The 17465-nt window shown below is 64.1% G+C and carries 15 protein-coding genes; 9 read left to right on the top strand and 6 right to left on the bottom strand.

The annotated features are described in order from the left end of the window. Positions 1-382 precede the first annotated feature (382 nt). Complete coding sequence (locus ACS8YF_RS10200; protein WP_440850114.1) at positions 383-2674, top strand: phosphatase PAP2 family protein; 2292 nt, start codon at positions 383-385, stop codon at positions 2672-2674. A gap of 1337 nt (positions 2675-4011) precedes the next feature. Here the strand turns inward: ACS8YF_RS10200 and ACS8YF_RS10195 are convergent. The 3 genes from ACS8YF_RS10195 to ACS8YF_RS10185 all read right to left on the bottom strand — a co-directional run bounded on the left by ACS8YF_RS10195 (position 4012) and on the right by ACS8YF_RS10185 (position 5945). After that, positions 4012-5118 carry an AMP-binding enzyme gene (locus ACS8YF_RS10195; protein ID WP_440850113.1) on the bottom strand — a complete coding sequence of 369 codons (1107 nt, stop codon included), beginning with the start codon at positions 5116-5118 and terminating at the stop codon, positions 4012-4014. Between the two features lie 136 nt (positions 5119-5254). Continuing rightward, positions 5255-5632: a photoactive yellow protein gene (gene pyp, locus ACS8YF_RS10190; protein ID WP_109993106.1), complete on the bottom strand. Its 378-nt coding sequence runs from the start codon at positions 5630-5632 to the stop codon at positions 5255-5257. Positions 5633-5738: 106 nt separating this feature from the next. After that, on the bottom strand, positions 5739-5945 hold the full coding sequence (locus ACS8YF_RS10185; protein ID WP_440850112.1) for a putative motility protein: 207 nt from the start codon (positions 5943-5945) through the stop codon (positions 5739-5741). Between the two features lie 200 nt (positions 5946-6145). Between ACS8YF_RS10185 and ACS8YF_RS10180 the strand changes: the two genes are divergently transcribed. Together ACS8YF_RS10180 and ACS8YF_RS10175 are read left to right on the top strand one after the other, a co-directional pair. Next, complete coding sequence (locus tag ACS8YF_RS10180) at positions 6146-8170, top strand: S9 family peptidase (RefSeq protein ID WP_440850111.1); 2025 nt, start codon at positions 6146-6148, stop codon at positions 8168-8170. Positions 8171-8241: 71 nt separating this feature from the next. Further along, positions 8242-8520: a peptidylprolyl isomerase gene (locus ACS8YF_RS10175; protein WP_440850110.1), complete on the top strand. Its 279-nt coding sequence runs from the start codon at positions 8242-8244 to the stop codon at positions 8518-8520. A 35-nt stretch (positions 8521-8555) separates the two neighbouring features. Here ACS8YF_RS10175 and ACS8YF_RS10170 read toward each other — a convergent pair whose 3' ends face one another. Beyond that, positions 8556-9188, bottom strand: a complete 633-nt coding sequence (locus tag ACS8YF_RS10170) for an IMPACT family protein (RefSeq protein ID WP_440850109.1) — start codon at positions 9186-9188, stop codon at positions 8556-8558. A 266-nt stretch (positions 9189-9454) separates the two neighbouring features. Between ACS8YF_RS10170 and ACS8YF_RS10165 the strand changes: the two genes are divergently transcribed. After that, positions 9455-10096 (top strand): YoaK family protein, encoded by a 642-nt coding sequence (locus ACS8YF_RS10165; RefSeq protein ID WP_440850108.1) that lies wholly within the window; start codon positions 9455-9457, stop codon positions 10094-10096. An 87-nt stretch (positions 10097-10183) separates the two neighbouring features. Here the strand turns inward: ACS8YF_RS10165 and ACS8YF_RS10160 are convergent, their stop codons facing one another. Both ACS8YF_RS10160 and ACS8YF_RS10155 read right to left on the bottom strand, forming a co-directional pair. Beyond that, positions 10184-10606, bottom strand: a complete 423-nt coding sequence (locus ACS8YF_RS10160) for an RbsD/FucU family protein (RefSeq protein ID WP_440850107.1) — start codon at positions 10604-10606, stop codon at positions 10184-10186. Between the two features lie 548 nt (positions 10607-11154). After that, the gene (locus tag ACS8YF_RS10155) at positions 11155-11376 is read right to left on the bottom strand and encodes a hypothetical protein (RefSeq protein ID WP_440850106.1); all 222 of its coding nucleotides are present in this window, start codon (positions 11374-11376) and stop codon (positions 11155-11157) included. Between the two features lie 325 nt (positions 11377-11701). Between ACS8YF_RS10155 and ACS8YF_RS10150 the strand changes: the two genes are divergently transcribed. From ACS8YF_RS10150 to ACS8YF_RS10130, 5 genes are read left to right on the top strand one after another with little or no spacing between them, the layout of a single operon-like run. After that, positions 11702-12379 carry a CerR family C-terminal domain-containing protein gene (locus tag ACS8YF_RS10150; RefSeq protein WP_440850105.1) on the top strand — a complete coding sequence of 226 codons (678 nt, stop codon included), beginning with the start codon at positions 11702-11704 and terminating at the stop codon, positions 12377-12379. After that, a complete protein-coding gene (gene hlyD, locus ACS8YF_RS10145; protein ID WP_440850104.1) occupies positions 12376-13371 on the top strand; it encodes a secretion protein HlyD in 996 nt (331 codons plus the stop codon). The genes ACS8YF_RS10150 and hlyD overlap by 4 nt, the downstream gene beginning before the upstream one ends. 1 nt (position 13372) lies before the next feature. Beyond that, positions 13373-15157, top strand: a complete 1785-nt coding sequence (locus ACS8YF_RS10140) for an ATP-binding cassette domain-containing protein (protein ID WP_440850103.1) — start codon at positions 13373-13375, stop codon at positions 15155-15157. Beyond that, a complete protein-coding gene (locus ACS8YF_RS10135) occupies positions 15154-16335 on the top strand; it encodes an ABC transporter permease (RefSeq protein ID WP_440850102.1) in 1182 nt (393 codons plus the stop codon). Before ACS8YF_RS10140 ends, ACS8YF_RS10135 begins: the two co-directional genes overlap by 4 nt. Positions 16336-16337: 2 nt before the next feature. Next, positions 16338-17450, top strand: a complete 1113-nt coding sequence (locus tag ACS8YF_RS10130) for an ABC transporter permease (RefSeq protein ID WP_440850101.1) — start codon at positions 16338-16340, stop codon at positions 17448-17450. The last annotated feature ends 15 nt before the right edge of the window (positions 17451-17465 follow it).

Genomic DNA, 17465 nt, shown 5'->3' with positions numbered 1-17465 from the left:
GGGGGGCGACTGCCGCGTGCACGCACGGCAACGTGTTCCGGGACGGGGCTTGTGTCCGTATCCCGCCGCCAACGCCCGAGATGGCGGATGCCGTAATCGCCGGTAAGTCTCTATCAACTTTCGAAATTTTTATTTTTTTTATTAATTTATGCCAGAAAACACTTTTCTTAATATATGCGTCATATTGCGAAACTAAGCTAGCCGCTCGGTGGAGTCGGGCCGGGGGTTGCAAAGGTTCGAGCGCCTTGCATTGTGGAAAGTAACGGGTACTGACGGTTCGGCTGTCTGGTGAAGCCGGCAACATTGATAACGTTACCATTACCGCGCTGCCCCTCCTATCGGCCCTCTCCTTTATCGTTCTTGGGAAAATAAGGAAACGATGATGGTTTGCAAAGATAAACGGTGGGGCCTGGCGGTCGCGGCGCTGGTTGTCACGATGTCCGCCTGTAACGACAATAGTAATAACAATAACAACGCCAAGACCTATACCGAACCGAGTGTTCCGCAAGGGGTCGGTTATATCCAGGCAGTCGACACGCCGCAGCTCGGATCGGGTGAACAGGCGGTCGTGGACAGCCATCTCGCGGAGACCAATAGTAATAATTACGCGATCGCCTACAGCCCGACCTACGATCCCATGCTGCAGATCCTGAAGGGTTTCAACAAGATCTACATCCTGGGCGACCCGACCTGGTCGAATTATGGTTCGGACAAACTAAAATCGGGCAGCCCGCAGGGCACGTACAGCTATACCGGTGTCGCGGGTGGCGGGACGAAACAGACCAACGGCGTTATGAGTACGGTTTCGTTCGATAACGCCCAAGTCCTCAATATGACGATTTGGAAGGAAAATTTCGATTACGTCAAAACACTGACCCGTGCCGGGCAGAGCACCCCGGACGTCGACCGCTCCCAGGTCCAGTCGCAACGCGGCGCCTATCTCGACGACCAGCGGGAGAAGGGCTACAGCATCACCTCGGGGCTCGGGCCGCTGGCCCCCGCCTATCGCGTCGGTGCACACTCGGTGACAACGTTGTCAAGAGACAGTAGCAACCCGGATCAGATCGTTTACGATCCGGCTTCCGGCAACAAGACCTCGTTTTCGATCACCGACAGCAACCACTTGATCAATTCGATCAGCGACGGGGGCTCGGGTGGTACAAACTACGGTCAGACCGGTTACAGCCTGGACGCGGTCGTATCATTGCTGAGCGATATCGCGGGCTACGGAGCCTCGACCGAGGCGCCCAAGTATCATTTTGAATCGCCGCGCCCGTGGCGCATCAATGCCGGGGATTATACGGTTGCCTCCTTCAATGGGCAGGACAAGAGCAGTTTGCAGAAACTGACCTGTTACAACCCGGACGGCACCACGCAGACGAAATATTTCGAAGAGCCGAGCGATCCGCTCGTCCGCGCCATTACCGGGCTGAAGTGCGCGCGCCGCTCGGTATACACCGACAATGGCGATGGCACCTACGCCAGCGATTTCAACGGCACCGGCACCTGGAAATCCAGCCGCGCCAAGGATGCGGCGTTCCCCAGCGGCCATACCACCGAAGCCTATGACCGCGGCCTCGGCATGGCCTACGCGATCCCGCAACGCTTTGCCGAGATGGCGGCCCGAGCGGCTGAACTCGGTGAAAACCGGATCGTCGCCGGGATGCACTCGCCGCTGGATGTCATCGGTGGCCGCATCATGGGCGAGGCTGTAACGGCGGCGACGCTTTACGATCGCAGCAATCAGGGCGCGGCTGACCAGGCGGTGGCGCAGGCCTACGCATACTTCAGCGACCAGGCGAAAACCGCCGGGTACGATTCCGTCTATGCTTGGGCGCATAGCGCCGACACCGTGGCAGCCCACAAAGCCATGAAGGCGCGCTACAGGGCGTTTCTTACGTACGGCCTGAGCAAGCTGAACGAGCCGGTCAAGGCGCCGGAGGTACCCAAGGGCGCCGAAGTGTTGCTGCGGTCGCGTTTTCCCTATCTTGACGCGCAACAACGTCGGGCGGTTCTCGCCACCACCGAGATCGCATCGAATTACCCCGTCATCGACCAGTCGCATGGCTGGGGGCGGCTGGATCTGGTGGCGGCGGCTGACGGATACGGCGCGTTCGATGGTGATGTGGATGTGACCATGGACGGCACGAACCGCAGCGGCTTTAACGCGGAAGACTATTGGCAGAACGACATATCGGGCCCCGGCCGGGTCCGCAAATATGGCACGGGTACGCTGCATCTGAACGGCGACAATTCGTACAGCGGCGGCACATTGCTGGTCGATGGGGGCCTGGTGGCCGGTTCGGCCCGCGCCTTCGGCAGCAATACGCTGTATCAGCAGGGCGGAACGGTCGGCATAGCAATCAAGGCGGGCGCCGACAAGAACGCGCAGGGGGCCCTGAAAGTCGCCAACTTCGTGCAAAAGGCTGGTACGCTCTCGCTCGATCTCGCCGATCAGGCGCAGTTGCAGGTCTCCGGCAGCGCTTTCCTCGATGGCGGCTCGTTGCTGCTCAAGGTGCCGACATTGACCGGGCAAACCCATTATACGGTGGTTACCGCCGATCACCTGGAAGGCAAGTTCAGCCAGGCGATCGCCAGCGACGCGAGTGGCAAGACGTACAACGTGGCGTTGCAATACAGCCAGGGCGAGGTCGTTGCCACGATCAAACCCTGATCCAGCGCTTGGCGTCGGGGCCCCGGTGCGCCGGGGTTCCGACAGCGGCGGAGGGCGGGCGAGGATGCCGCGATTGCCGTAACATCCGGGCAGCGTTGCGGGCGGAGCCTGCATCAACCGTCAGGGAATGGCGCTAAACAGCGAATGTCGTTGCTGTTGAAAGCCGCGCTATCTTCGACCAGCGTCCCTAATCCGTATCCGGCTCACGCATGGTTGTGACTCGGCTGACGCGGCCCGATGGATGCTCCGCGTGGTGCCGAGCAGTTCCCGCCGTGGTTATGACCCTGCGGCTTCCGTCAGCGAATCTGGACCATGAGCTGCTGACGATCTGGCGGCGCGAAATGCTCACCAGAGTCTATGTCCCGCGGTTGGTCAATCTGTATGACCGCAATGGGCGGTCGCTGTCACCCCTTATCTCCGCGACCAACGAGCCGCCCCTTCCGCCATAGATCATCGTCGACGGCCTCGACCCAGTTGATTCGCGATGTCGACGACAAACAGTGCCACGTGGTTGTCGCCTGCATGTTCAGCGTAATCAAATGCGGTGTGTTGCGGTTGACGCCGGCCGCCGGCGAGTTGCCCTGTCGCTCATGGTTTTGCGCGTATTCGACGCGGCTGGCGCCGCTTTCGGCGTGGCCCGCGGCGGCGTTCTCGTATACCGGGGGCGTCGTACAGATTGGCAACCGATACCGGGGCAAGCCGTGACCACCTATCGGCATGACGGGCCAATCGTTATCGGTCTACCGCCCGTCGACGCTGATTGGCTGCCTGCGAGGGAGAGTCAATGAACAACGGGCTGGCGCGCCGCACGCATTGTCTCGCGGCTCTGGCTTTGACGGCTGCGCCCATGATGACCGTGTTCGGCTACGGTCACGACGGATGGCATTCGGCCGATAGCAGTCATTGCCAGCGGAGGCCCATGGGTGGGTGGCCCCGACCATCGCGACCGCGTCGGCCGCTACGGCGGTCCGTGCTTTACCTGCTCAGCGCCGGACTTCGGCGATCACCGTGGTTTGGCTGATCGCGGGCAGTGGTCGGGGCGGCATTTCCACGTCGACCATTGTGATCCACTGCCGGGCCCGTGGTTTGGATCCATTTACGTAGGTGGTTCATTGCCTTGGCCACGCCGGGAAGGGCTCGATCAGATTGTCGACTCCCCGGGCTGCGATCTCTATCCGTCGCCGCCCGGATGTGGCTCGGTGTGCTAGCGATGATGCCCGCGTTCTCGACCTCGGTAGGCGGCGGGTGAATGGCATTGTCTACGCCGTGTTTTCTAACCGTTGGCGGCCGACCATCGTCGAAACTGTGCTTATCCCTATACGCCCGCGTGTGACGGCCTACCAGTCAGCCGGTTTCCCGAGGGAATTCATGGGTAAGGCCGACCCCACTGTAATCACCGCCGGCATTTGTGCCGTTGTGAGGCTGGCACGACACCATTCCACGAGACGCTTTTTTACTTGGGCGGGTGGAAAATTTTCATCGGAGGGCACGACATAGGCCTTAAGACGGTCTCCCTCGCCGGGTCGCATGAGCCGCACGTACGCTTGATCGATATCCGGGTGCTGGGCAATCTGCATAGCGATCTGGTCGGGATAAACATTATGACCCGCGACCTGAATAGCCTGATCCAGTCGCCCGCGCAGCTGATAGCGACGCGGGTCAACCCAGTCAACACGATCAGGCAACAACACGGTTTCAGACAGATCACGATTTCTGGCCAAGCGCGCCTTATCCGGTCCGACATGCCAGCGATTCATCAGCGTATAGGGATCGCTGCCATGCGACCGATAACCTATACCGGCCGTTTCGCTGGATCCATGTATTTCGATCATCGCCTTCAGGCCCCTTGCTTTGAGACGCGGACTTATGTCAGCGTCCAAGGAACCGGTTGATGAGAGGCCGATACAGGACTCGGAAAACTGCGTTCCCGCTTGCGCCAGGGCGCGCCAAAACCAGGGAAAACCGACGATAAGATCACCGTCGCTGAAGCGCCCGGCGTGCGCTGTCAGCATTGCTTGCGGACGATCGAGTACCGGCAGATCCAAAACTGCGGGCAACACAATGCCGAATAGAAAGCCGTAAATGTGGTGCGTTGGGACACATACGACGACCCGCGTGATCGGCTGGCCAAGATGAGTGGCGAATTTCGGCGCCAGATCCCGTACTTCGTCAAGTAAATCGATCCATTCGTGACGATAGGTGGCGGGTTCTCCTGTGCTGCCTGAGCTCGTAAATGCCAGCGCCTGAGCGCCGCTGTTTCGCGACTCCATCACCACATCAACCCAATCGCCGATCGTTTGTCCGCGCAACAGATAATCTTCAAGCCCACTATCGGGTATTTGGAATAGTGTGCTGACGTCCATCGCCAGACTCATCAACTTGAGCGAGTCGATATTCAGTGCGGAGTTCGTATCGTGCGCGCGCAGCGGGGTATCAAGGCCCATGTTAGCAAGCGGGCCGAAATGACCCTGACCTCGGTACGACCCATCGAGCTTGGCCGCGATTAGCGAAAACAGACAACGGCTTATAAAAGTCCGCCCAAGCATGCTCACAGCCTTTGACCCGTTCCGCGCCAATGCATTAAAGACGTTTGACGAAGATCCAGTAGCTGTCACCCGAGATCGCTTTCTTCATCTGGACTCTTACCTTGGTGGGTGTCATCTCGTAATCGAATGTATATTCGAAAACGGCACTTAAATCACCGTTACGCACGCCGTCGTCGAAGCGGCCTTTGAACTCCGGACGATTGGTGCACGGTGCGACGTCCCGAAAAAAGTTTTTCCCTATGACTTGCGAAGGGTCGCGGCCGGTTATTGCACCTTCGGCTGAGTTGTACTGCAGAATTTTTCCGCTGCCATCCAGTTGAATTGCGCCAAAAGCCATCTGGTCTATCTGCTTTTCCGACATCTTGGACAATGTATTTTCGATGTCGTCGGCACCAAACTTTACGATTTCCATAGCTATAATCCTATTTTATATAAGGAATTTTATTATGGCGCGATCGAAAAGATGCGCCGGCCCTTATGTTGCCGCTGCTCAAGTCCTTTCGTTTTAAACGCGGCCGTCAGGCATAGGTATTGATCTGCGTTCCGACGGATCCGGTCGTTGCCAACGCCGGCTGTGTTTCCAGCGACGACATGAGCTGACTCATCTGCGAGGCCTGGCTGTCGAGCGACTTGCGCAGCAGGTTTGTCTGCACGCTCTGGTTTTGATTACTTTGCTGCAAAGCCATGGCGGTACTGACGGTCGAGTTCACGCTTCCTGCGTCCATGAGATGATCTCCAAGCTTTGGGAATGTCTGGCCGAAGTCGGTTTATCGGCGAGCGGTGGCTGAGCTTTAGCAATCATGGCGATGCGTCTGCCGGGGCCGTGTCGCGTGGCGATCACCCTGTGGGTGCGGCGCCCGCGTTATCCTGACCGCCCGACGCCTCACCCAGTGAGGCCTGATTCAATCCCGCAAAGGAGCGCCCCATGCGTTGGCATCATCCGGCTCACAACATTGCCATGGCGGCGAGCGACGCGGCCGGCGCCGGTGGCGTGGGCGATGTGCCGTTGATCGAACGCGAGCGGCTGTTCGGCAACCCCAGCCGTATACAAGGCCGGCTGAGCCCGGACGGCCGCTGGCTGTCGTGGATCGCCCCGTTCAACGACGTGCTCAATCTCTGGGTGGCGCCCGTCGATCGCCCGGATGAAGGCCGGGCGCTGACCGACGAGCTCAGCCGCCCGATCCGCAGCTATTTCTGGTCGCCGGACAGCCGGCAGCTGTTGTTCGTGAACGACCAGGGCGGCGACGAGAACTTCCGGCTGTTCGGTGTGGACGTGGAAAGCGCGGCCCAGCGCGCCCTGACACCGCAGGAAGGGGTACGGGTGCAGGTACTCGGCGTCAGCCGACACGTGCGCGACCATATCGTGGTGGGCATCAACGACCGCGATCCGCGCTGGCACGATGTCTATCGCCTGGATCTGGCCAGCGGCGAACTGGCGCTGGCAATGCGCAACGACGGTTATGGCGGCTTTCTGGTGGATGAAAGCCTCGATATCCGCCTGGCGCAAAAGCCCCGCGAGGACGGCGGCGAGGATTTCTTCCGCGTGCGGGACGGCGCGGTGGCGGCCGAGCCGTTGGTCAGCATCCGCTTCGAGGACAGCGCCAACACCGGCCCGGCGGGCTTCACTCGCGACGGCAACACGCTCTACTGGATCGACAGCCGCGGCCGCGATACCGCCGCGCTCGTCGCCCAGAATCTCGAAACCGGTGACATGCGCGAAATCGCCGCCTCGCCGAAGGCGGACGTGACCGGCGTGATGGCCGACCCCGAAACTCACGAAATCCAGGCCTGGGCAGTGGATTATCTGCGCACCCAGTGGCACGTGATCGACCCGGCCATCGGCGACGACCTGGCGTTTCTGGACGCGCGGCTCGAAGGCGACGTGCACGTCACCTCCCGCACCGACGACGATCGCCGCTGGGTGGTGGTCAACGACCCGGTTACCGCGCCACCGGCAACCCATCTCTATGATCGCGACGCCGGGACGCTCACCACGCTGTTCGTCAGCCGCCCGGAACTGGTGGGTGCGCCGCTGGCCGGTATGACGCCGCTGGAGATCACCGCCCGCGACGGGCTGACGCTGACCGCCTATCTCACCTTGCCGCGCGGCAGCGGCGCCGAAGGCTTCACCGCGCCGGGTGAGCCGCTGCCGATGGCGCTGCTGGTGCACGGCGGCCCCTGGGCGCGGGACGACTACGGCAGCAACGGCTACCACCAGTGGCTGGCCAATCGCGGCTATGCGGTGCTGTCGGTGAACTATCGCGGCTCGACCGGCTTCGGCAAATCCTTCACCGCCGCCGGTGACGGCGAGTGGGGCGCCGCCATGCACGACGACCTGATCGACGCCGTGAACTGGGCGGTCGACAAGCGTGTGGCCGACCCGAAGCGGGTGGCGATCATGGGCGGTTCCTACGGCGGCTATGCCGTGTTGGCCGGGCTCACGCTGACGCCGGAAACCTTCGCCTGCGGCGTGGATATCGTCGGCCCGTCGAACCTCACCACCCTGCTGGAGAGCATCCCGCCCTACTGGGAAGCGGGCCGCCGCCAGATGTATCGGCGCATGGCCGACCCCGGCACCGAGGCCGGTCGCGCCTGGCTGGCCGAGCGCTCGCCGCTGACCCATGCCGATCGCATCGTTCGCCCGCTGTTGATCGGCCAGGGCGCCAACGACCCGCGCGTCAAGCAGGCCGAGAGCGACCAGATCGTGAACGCAATGGCCGAGAAATCGATACCGGTCACCTACGTGCTGTTCCCCGACGAAGGCCACGGCTTTGCCCGCCCGGCCAACAACATCGCCTTCAACGCGATTATCGAGGCGTTTCTGGCCGAATACCTCGGCGGGCGTGCCGAGCCGATCGGCGACGCGCTGGCGCCGTCGACGGCGACCGTGCCCCACGGCGCCGATTACGCACCGGGGCTGGCGGCAGCGCTGGGCTCGGGCGCGGCCTGATTGGGTCCGCGGCGTCGCCATAATTGCCGTACCATGACGGCCCCGTCATTCAGTGAAGCAGGACTTTCATCATGGCCAAAGCCAGTGCCCGTCATATTCTGGTCGACAGCGAAGACAAGTGTGTCGAACTCAAGCAACAGATCGAAAACGGCGGCGATTTTGCCGAAGTCGCGCGTGAGCATTCGACGTGTCCGTCCGGCCGCAAGGGCGGCGAACTCGGTACATTCGGCCCCGGCCAGATGGTGCGCGAGTTCGACGACGTGGTGTTCAGCGCCCCGCTCAACGAAGTACAGGGGCCGGTGAAGACACAGTTCGGTTATCACCTGCTGGAAGTCACCGCGCGCGGTTGATGGGCCGGGGCCGGCCGCGCGCGTCGCGCGCCGGCTCATTGCCCGGCGGTGTCGTCGTCTACCAGTGCGAGGCGACCGCTCAGCCGGGCGTCGAGTTCGGCAAAATCGGTATCGGCGTCCCGGGGCCAATCCACCGCCAGCGTCACGCCCCCGCCATGGTAGCGGGCGTCGATGATCCGGCCCTCGTGTTCGCCCAGCCAGCGCCGCACGGGTTGCTCGTCGGCAAAGGCCAGGTCGAGCGCCAGCCGGCGTCTTGGCACGTGCTCCCGTGTCGGCAGGTCGGCGATGAGTGCGCTGACTGTCTGGCCATAGGCGCGCGCCAGGCCGCCCGTGCCGAGCTTGATACCGCCGAAATAGCGTGTCACGACACAGGCGATGCGACCGAGGCCGCTACCCTCGATCACTTGATACATCGGCCGGCCGGCCGTGCCGCCGGGTTCGCCATCGTCCGAGAACCCGATCACCCGATCGTCGCCCGGGGCGCCGGCGATCCAGGCTGAGCAATGATGCGAGGCGTCGGGATAGCGCTGACGTGCCAGCGCGATCAGCCGGTGCGCGTCGTCGACGCCGTCGATGCCGGCACACCAGCCGATGAAGCGGCTTTTCTGTATCTCGAGTGTTGCCGCATGGGGGGCATCGAGACTTGTCGCCGGCATGGGATAACGCATCGGAACTCCACAGCAATGGACCCGGCGGCGCGATGGCATGGCGCCGGGCGGTCGCTATCGATCGCTTCTGGCGAATGCTAGCGGTTTTCGCACGGGATGTGACGAGTGGGCTGCGGGTCCGGGAAGGCGGTCGCCCGGGCGGCGCGTCTGGCGGTGTGCGACCGGATGGCGACGGCGCGAGCGGTATTGGCTGTCCGCAACCGATTCGCCCGCCGGGCCCCGACTTTCGTATAGTCTGCGCACTCTGTCCGGATATCCTCGAAGCCTTGATCACTCATCGTCGACGCGAGCGCGCGATTGCCATAGCACTGACGGGCCTGGCCGGCTATGTCGACGCCCTGGGGTTCATGACGCTGGGTGGGTACTTCATTGCCTTCATGAGCGGCAATACCACGCGGCTCGGGGTCGGCGCCGTGCGCAGTCTGTCGACGGCGTTCGTGCCGGCCGTGGTGATCGCTTTGTTCGTGCTCGGCGTGATGATCGGGTCGCTGGTCAATCATCGGACCGGGGCCTGGCGCCGTGCCGCGGTGATGGCGCTGGTAACCGGCCTGTTGGCGCTGGCCGCCTGCTTTGCCGGTGCCGGCGTCACATGGGGCGCGGTCGTCTGCATGGCGCTGGCCATGGGGGCCGAAAACACCGTCTTCGAGCGCAATGGCGAGGTCAGCCTGGGTGTGACTTACATGACGGGCACGCTGGTCAAGCTCGGTCAGCGGCTGATGGGCGTCCTGTTGGGTGGTGACCGCTGGGCTTGGGTCTGGTACTTCCTGCTCTGGGCCGGTCTGCTGTCGGGTACCGTGCTCGGCAGTTTCGCGTATCTGCGCTTCGGTCTGCACAGTCTCTGGTTCGCGGTCGGGCTGGGCACGGCGTTGACCGGCCTGTTGCGCTGGTGGGCGCCAGCCGGCCATTGAACGCATGCGCCCGTCGCCACCCGCCCGGGCGAGGTCTGCGCCCGGGTTATCGGCCGGGCCGTGCCCGGTCGGCGCGGCGGACTTGCCTCAGATCCGCAACACGCCCTTCTTGAGGATAATGTTGCCGTACAGCCGCCGCTCACCGGTGGCGAGTACGGCGTAGGCTGCGCGGGTGCGGTTGTAGAAATCGAAGCGATCGATGCATTCGATCGGGATCTCCCGACCCTCCGCCGCGGCCAGCATGCGGTCGAATTCGGTGTAGAGCGCGGGTCGGCCATCGGGCGCGTCCATCGCCGCCGTGGGGGCAGCGACGAAGTCGTCCAGCGGGAGCAGGCTGAGCACGGCGGACAGCGTATCGGTGGCCGAGATACCCGGGAGTTGCACCAGACGTTTCGCCAGGGCGTCGGCCGGGAAATTGGCATCCACGATCGCCAGTTCGTCGCCATGGCCCATATCGGCGAGCAGGGCAAGCACGTCCCCCGTCAGCAGGGGATTGATGTGTTTGAGCATGGGCATTCCTTGCTGACCCGGCGGGATGTTGCGAACCGGGCATGAATGTCGGGTCGAAGGTATTGCAAGCCGTCGACCTGCCGCGGCAACAGAGTGGTTCCGCGGTGTCAGTCTATCCGGTCATGGCCCGATGGCAGGCGGCGCCCGGTGATCAGGGATAAATCGCCGCGCATCCTCGCTCAGCGGTAGCCCTTGAATTGGCGGTTAGCCCTGTTCGGCCCGGGTGTCTTGCCGCGCGCCGTGTCCTTGATGGACTTCAGGCTCTGCCGCGGCAGTTTCTGTTGTGATTTCTGCTTGGAGCCCATGCTGGTCTGGCCGGTATCGAAAGGGGGCGCTTTTCAGGTATATCCAGTGTAGCCCGTTTTGACGTCAACCGGCAGCGGCCGGCAGCCGTGGCTCATCGCCGTGGGGGGCGGTGCCGGTATCGCCGGAACACCAGCCAGGCGCGGCCATCGAAGGCTGTCATCCCAGCAGCGCATCATCGCGCTGTCATCGCGCCGGCACGACAGAACCGCCCGCCGCAGTGGCGGGCGGTCCCGAGCCGTTGGCTAGGCCGTCACATTGATGTGCTGGCCGATGCTCTGGCCCGACGCGTTCACGCGCGGGCCGGCCGTCGAAGCGGCCTGGGCCGGCTGGGCGCCCTGCTTGTCCGAATCGCCGTCGTGGTCCCGGGTGCCGGGCGCTTCCTGGGATTCGTTGGCCGAGTGCATTTGCATCTGCATCTGGGCCTGGGCAGCCAGCTGGCTGCTTCCGGTCGCGGTAATACTCATAAGGTACTCCTTTTCGAATGGTTCACGGCCACTTTGCCGCACTGTTGTATCGGCGGAAAACCTTTGAACCTGAATAGAAAATTAAATTTACGACGTAAAAACGAATGGGTAACGCCAAGCAAACGATAAACGAACGCTTTTAAAACACATCGATTGGCGTCGATGGCCTCGTCGAGCCCGTACGGCGGCTGTCACCCTCGGCCGTGGCGAACGGCGGGGCGACGCGCCCGTTTTGATCTGACTCAACAAGCGGGTGCGGGCGCGGGCGTAGGATTTCGGCTCATTGCTCGATTGACCGATTCACGGGGCCGTTCCATCACACGACATGAATAAGCTGGCCTCCCATTGTTTGACGCGTGGCGACCTGACCCGCGATGCGTTATTGCGGACCGCGATGACGGCGTTCGCCGAGGCGGGGTACGACCAGGTCAGCCTGCGCGCGCTGGCGATTCGGGCGGGTGTCAATCAATCCCTGATCGGTTATCACTTCGGCCACAAGCGGGGGCTGTATCAGGCCGTGTTCGTGGCGATTGCCGGGCGGGTACGGGCCCGGCTCGATCCCGAGATGACGCTCGTGGAAGCCGCGCTGCATGATTCCGCACCCGGCGTGCACGGGCGGGAGGACGATTTTCGTGCGCTGTTTCGCTTGACGGACGGCTTGCTCGATCTGATGACCGATCCGGGCACGGACGCCTGGGCTCAATTGATCATCCGCGAACAACAGCTGCCGACCGAGGCGTTCGACCTGCTCTACAGCGGGTTCATGGACCGTCTGCTCACCCTGATCGTGCGTCTGATCGGGCGGCTTCGCGGCTCCATGCCGGAACCGGAGGCTCGGCTTTTGGCGTTGACCGTGCTCGGCCAGATTCTGGTGTTCCGCGCGGCGCGGGCCGGGGTATTGCGGGCGCTGGCCTGGTCGGACATCGACGCGGGCGCGGTCGAGGCGATTCGTGCCCGTTTGCACGGCAACCTGCGGGCGCTGCTGGCGGCGTCCGGCTCATGACGCGCCGGCGTCTGGGCGCCGCGCTGGCGCTGATCGCCGTGTTGCTTGTCGGCGCGGGCGGCCTGCTCTGGTGGACCTGGCCCGGGCACGGCGATCATGGACTGCGTCTGTATGGCAATGTCGACATCCGCCAGGTCGAGCTGGCTTTTCGGCAACCCGGTCGCCTGGTATCGGTCGCGGTCGAGGAAGGCGATCGGGTCAAGGCCGGCCAGCGGGTCGCCGAACTCGACGCCACGCCCTACCGCCAGGCGCTGGCCAAGGCGAAGGCGGCGGTCCGGGCCGACGCGGCCGTACTGGCGAAACTGCAGGCCGGCAATCGCCCGCAGCGGATCGCCGAGGCTCGGGCGGCGGTCGAGCGCGCGCGGGCGACCTATCGCAACGCCGAGCGCGATTATCGGCGCGAGCGTTTGATGCGGGCTTCCAACGCCGCGGCCGAGCGCAGCCTGGATGCCGCGCGTGCCGCCCGCGATCAGGCCGCCGCGGAGCTGGCCTCGGCCGAGCAGGGCCTGTCGTTGCAGAAGGCCGGCGCGCGCAGCGAAGACATCGCCGCGGCGAAGGCCATACTGGCTGCGGCCCGGGCTGCCCGAGATCAGGCCCGGACGGCACTCGGCGATACGCGGCTGTATGCTCCGGCCGCGGCCACCGTGCTCTCGCGTGTCCGCGAACCGGGCAGCATGGTCAGCGCGAGCACGCCGGTGCTCACGCTCAACCTGCGCAATCCAGTGTACGTGCGCGCTTATGTCGGCGAGCCCGATCTGGGTCGTGTCGTGCCGGGTGCGGCCGTGACCCTGCATACCGACTCATCGCAGCGGGTGTATCACGGTCGGATCGGCTTCATTGCCTCGCAGGCGGAGTTCACGCCGAAATCGGTCGAAACGACCGAACTACGCACCGATCTGGTCTATCGGCTGCGCATCGTCGTGTCCGACGCCGACGAGGGGCTGCGACAGGGCATGCCGGTCACCGTCGACGTCGTCGGCACCGGCTCGTGACATGCGCGCATTAACGCGTGATCACCCTACTGCTGATGAGAGCGACGCCATCGGCGTCGAGATCACGGGTCTGACCAAGCGCTTTGGCGACACCGTCGCGCTCGCCGGCATCGACACTCGAATCCGCCCTGGCGGGGTCACTGGACTGGTGGGGCCCGACGGCGCCGGCAAGACCACGCTGATGCGCATCCTTACCGGACTGATGACGCCCGATGAAGGCCGCGCGGTCGTTGCCGGGCACGACGTTATGGCTGACAGCACGGCTATTCATACGGTCACCGGCTACATGCCGCAGCGCTTCGGCCTGTACGAGGATCTGTCGGTGCTCCAGAACATGCGCCTGTACGCGGAACTGCGCGGTCTGGCGGCGGGAGCCTATGACGAGACCTTCGGGCAGCTGCTGGCCTTCACCCGATTGGAACCATTCACGGCGCGGCTGGCCGGACAGCTGTCGGGCGGCATGAAACAGAAACTGGGGCTGGCCTGTGCGCTGATGGCCCGGCCGCAGGTGCTGCTGCTCGACGAGCCGGGCGTCGGCGTCGATCCGCTCAGCCGTCAGGATCTTTGGCGTATGGTCAACGATCTGACCGGCGAGGGCATGACCGTGGTCTGGTCGACGGCCTATCTGGACGAGGCCGAGCGCTGCGCGCACGTGCTGCTGCTCAACGAAGGCAAGCTCGCCTTCGACGGCGCGCCGCAGGCGCTGACCGAGCGTCTGGCCGGTCGTAGCTTTCGTATCGACGGCATTACCGGAGAACGGCGTGCGGTGCTCGCGGACGCACTCGATCTGCCAACGGTCTGCGACGGCGTGATCCAGGGCAGCGCGGTCCGCGTGGTGCTGCGCGAAGGTGCGCCCCAGGACGAGATCGAGACCCTTGCCCGCGAGTCCGGAGCTACGATTGCACCGGTCGCGGCACGCTTCGAGGATGCCTTCGTCGACCTGCTCGGCGGCGGCCCCGGCGGAACCTCGGCGCTGGCAACGCGCATGGACGCGGTGACGCTGGCCGATCAGAGCGCCGTGGTCTGTCGCGACCTGACCAAGTGCTTTGGCGATTTCACGGCCACGGACAACGTCAGCTTCGAGGTGGCTCGCGGCGAGATATTCGGTCTGCTCGGGCCCAATGGCGCCGGCAAGTCCACCACCTTCAAGATGCTCTGTGGCCTGCTCAAACCCACCCGCGGCGAGGCCCGGGTCGCCGGCCACGACCTGCGCCGGGCCACCGGCGCGGCCAAGAGCCAGCTCGGCTACATGGCCCAGAAATTCTCGCTCTACGGCCTGCTTTCCGTGCGTCAGAATCTCGACTTCTTCGCCGGGGTCTACGGTCTCGACGGCCCGCGACGGCGCGAGCGTACGGCCGAGATGATCGAGATCTTCCAGCTGTCGCCCTATCTGGACGCGGCCCCGGAATCGCTGCCGCTGGGCTTCAAGCAGCGTCTGGCCATGGCCTGTGCGCTGATGCATCGCCCGCCGGTGCTGTTTCTCGACGAGCCGACCTCAGGCGTGGACCCGATCACCCGGCGCGAATTCTGGACCCATATCAATGGTCTGGTACGCCGCGGCGTGACCGTGATGGTCACCACCCATTTCATGGACGAGGCCGAATACTGCGACCGGGTCGCACTCATGTACCGCGCGCGCCTGATCGCGCTCGACACCCCGGACGCACTCAAGCAGGCGGCGACCACGCCCGATTGCCCGGAGCCGAGCATGGAGGAGGCCTTCATCCATCTGGTTCAGGCCGCCGATACGGAAAACAAGGCGGCGCACGGGCCGGAACCGGCATGAGCAGCCCAGGGCCTGAACCTGCCGGGCCGCTAGCGGCCCAGAGCCGTGTCTTCAGCGTTCGGCGACTGGCCGCGCTGGTGCGCAAGGAAAGCCTGCAACTGGTACGCGATCCCTCGACCATCCTGATTGCCTTTGTGCTGCCGGCGGTGCTGCTGTTCCTGTTCGGCTATGCGGTATCGCTGGATATTCGCGGCGTGCGCCTGGGTGTGGTGCTGGAATCCGACGGCGCACCGGCCCAGTCGCTGGCCGCGGCCTTCGCCGGCACGCGTTATTTCCGAATCACGACGGTCCACGACCGGCGGGCCGTGGCCGACCAACTGGTCTCCGGCGCCCTGCGCGGCTATGTGGTCATCCCACAGGACTTGGAGCAACGCCTGGCCGCCGGCGGAAGCCGGCCGCTGGTCCAGATCGTCACCGACGGCTCGCAGCCGAATACCGCGAACTTCGTGGCCAACTATGCTCGCGGCGTGGTCAGTGGCTGGCGCGCGCAGCAGGCCGATGATGCGGTATCAGCCGCTGCCGCAACGCCCTCGATCGCGCTTGTGCCGCGATTCTGGTTCAACCCCGAGATCGACAGCCGGCGGGCGCTGATTCCCGGCGCGATCGCCGTCGTCATGACGATCATCGGCACATTGCTGACGGCGCTGGTGGTCGCCCGCGAGTGGGAGCGCGGCACGATGGAGGCGATCATGTCCACACCGGCCACGGTGGCCGAGATTCTGCTCGGCAAGCTGTTGCCGTACTTCGCCCTCGGCCTGGCCGCCATGGTCTGCTCCACACTGCTCGCTCTATTTGTCTTCGGCGTGCCGCTGCGCGGTTCCTGGTTCGCCCTGCTGCTGTTGTCGTCGGTATTCCTGGTGCCGGCCCTGGGTCAGGGCCTATTGATCTCCGCGCTTGCGCGCAACCAGTTCGTCGCCGCCCAGATCGCTTTGATCACTGGCTTCCTGCCGGCCTTCCTGTTGTCTGGTTTCATCTATGAGATCGCCTCCATGCCGTGGCCGATCCGGTGGCTGACCTGCGTGGTGCCGGCGCGCTATTTCGTGACCGCGCTGCAGACCGTGTTTCTTGCCGGCGACGTCTGGCCGCTGCTGCTGCGCGATCTCGCGGCCATGCTCGCCATCGGCGCGGTGTTCTTTCTGATCGCGCTGCGCCGTACGCGCAAGAGTCTGGATCTGTGATCATGCGCCTGCTCAATCCGCGGCTGCGCGCCCAGATCGTCAAGGAACTGCTCAGCATTCTGCGCGACCCGCGCAGCCGGCTGGTGCTGGTCGTCCCGCCGCTGGTGCAGCTGCTGATCTTCTCGTTCGCGGCAAGCCTCGAGGTGAATCATGTCGATCTGGCCGTCTACAACCGCGACACCGGGCAGGCGTCCTATGAACTGCTCGCTCAGATCGGCGCCGCCGGCTTCGTCGGCCATGTCTACACGGTGCACAGTCCGGATCAGCGCCGCGCGCTGATCGACCGTCAGCAGGTGATCGCCGCTATCGACATTCCGCCGGATTTCTCGCGCCATATCGCCGCCGGTCGGACCGCCACCGCCCAGGTCATCCTCGACGGCCGGCGGTCGAACGCCGCCCAGATCACCCTCGGCTACCTCGACGACATCGCGGCCCGGGTCGGCGCAACGCTCGCTGGCAGCGACCAGAGCGCGCGCGATCCGACGGTCGCTCGCCACTGGTTCAATCCGAACCTCATCTATCGGTGGTATATCGTGCCGAGCCTGTCCGGCATTCTGACCACCATCATCGCGCTGATCGTCACCGCCTTGTCGATCGCCCGCGAACGCGAACTCGGCACCTTCGACCAGCTCATGGTCTCGCCGACGACGATATTCGAGATCATCGTGGCCAAGGTGGTGCCCGCGCTGATGATCGGCACGGCTCTCGGCCTGGTGATGATCGGGGCCGGCGTGTTTCTTTTCGGTGTGCCTTTTCGTGGCTCGTTCCTGCTGTTGCTGATGAGCCTGCTGTTGCTGATCCTGTCGGTGGTCGGGATCGGGCTGACGATCTCCGCGATCTCATCGACCCAACAGCAGGGCATCCTGGGGGCCTTCGCGGTGGCCGTTCCGATGATCGTGATGTCCGGTTTCGCGACGCCGGTAGAAAACATGCCCCGTGCCCTGCAATGGGTGGCCCAGTCGTTACCGCTGACGCATTTTCTCGTGATCGTCCAGGGTTGCTTCGTCAAGGCGTTGCCGCCCGCGGTCGTCTTCGCCGAGGCCTGGCCGATGGCGGTGATCGCGCTGGTCACACTCGCCGTCGCCCATGCCGTCGTTCGCCGCAAGCTCGGATGATGCGGGCGCGAGATC

The organism is Salinisphaera sp. SWV1, assembly GCF_052044155.1.
Classification (GTDB): domain Bacteria; phylum Pseudomonadota; class Gammaproteobacteria; order Nevskiales; family Salinisphaeraceae; genus Salinisphaera.
This window is presented reverse-complemented; position numbering and strand designations above follow the sequence as displayed.

What these genes read in the sequence shown, in the direction of transcription:
- ACS8YF_RS10140 (WP_440850103.1), top strand. Translation starts at nt 13,373, where the DNA reads ATGCGCGCATTAACGCGTGATCACCCTACTGCTGATGAGAGCGACGCC.
- hlyD (WP_440850104.1), top strand. Translation starts at nt 12,376, where the DNA reads ATGACGCGCCGGCGTCTGGGCGCCGCGCTGGCGCTGATCGCCGTGTTG.
- ACS8YF_RS10155 (WP_440850106.1), bottom strand. Translation starts at nt 11,376, where the DNA reads ATGAGTATTACCGCGACCGGAAGCAGCCAGCTGGCTGCCCAGGCCCAG.
- ACS8YF_RS10150 (WP_440850105.1), top strand. Translation starts at nt 11,702, where the DNA reads ATGAATAAGCTGGCCTCCCATTGTTTGACGCGTGGCGACCTGACCCGC.
- pyp (WP_109993106.1), bottom strand. Translation starts at nt 5,632, where the DNA reads ATGGAAATCGTAAAGTTTGGTGCCGACGACATCGAAAATACATTGTCC.
- ACS8YF_RS10185 (WP_440850112.1), bottom strand. Translation starts at nt 5,945, where the DNA reads ATGGACGCAGGAAGCGTGAACTCGACCGTCAGTACCGCCATGGCTTTG.
- ACS8YF_RS10130 (WP_440850101.1), top strand. Translation starts at nt 16,338, where the DNA reads ATGCGCCTGCTCAATCCGCGGCTGCGCGCCCAGATCGTCAAGGAACTG.
- ACS8YF_RS10160 (WP_440850107.1), bottom strand. Translation starts at nt 10,606, where the DNA reads ATGCTCAAACACATCAATCCCCTGCTGACGGGGGACGTGCTTGCCCTG.
- ACS8YF_RS10195 (WP_440850113.1), bottom strand. Translation starts at nt 5,118, where the DNA reads ATGGGCCTTGATACCCCGCTGCGCGCGCACGATACGAACTCCGCACTG.
- ACS8YF_RS10180 (WP_440850111.1), top strand. Translation starts at nt 6,146, where the DNA reads ATGCGTTGGCATCATCCGGCTCACAACATTGCCATGGCGGCGAGCGAC.
- ACS8YF_RS10170 (WP_440850109.1), bottom strand. Translation starts at nt 9,188, where the DNA reads ATGCGTTATCCCATGCCGGCGACAAGTCTCGATGCCCCCCATGCGGCA.
- ACS8YF_RS10200 (WP_440850114.1), top strand. Translation starts at nt 383, where the DNA reads ATGGTTTGCAAAGATAAACGGTGGGGCCTGGCGGTCGCGGCGCTGGTT.
- ACS8YF_RS10135 (WP_440850102.1), top strand. Translation starts at nt 15,154, where the DNA reads ATGAGCAGCCCAGGGCCTGAACCTGCCGGGCCGCTAGCGGCCCAGAGC.
- ACS8YF_RS10175 (WP_440850110.1), top strand. Translation starts at nt 8,242, where the DNA reads ATGGCCAAAGCCAGTGCCCGTCATATTCTGGTCGACAGCGAAGACAAG.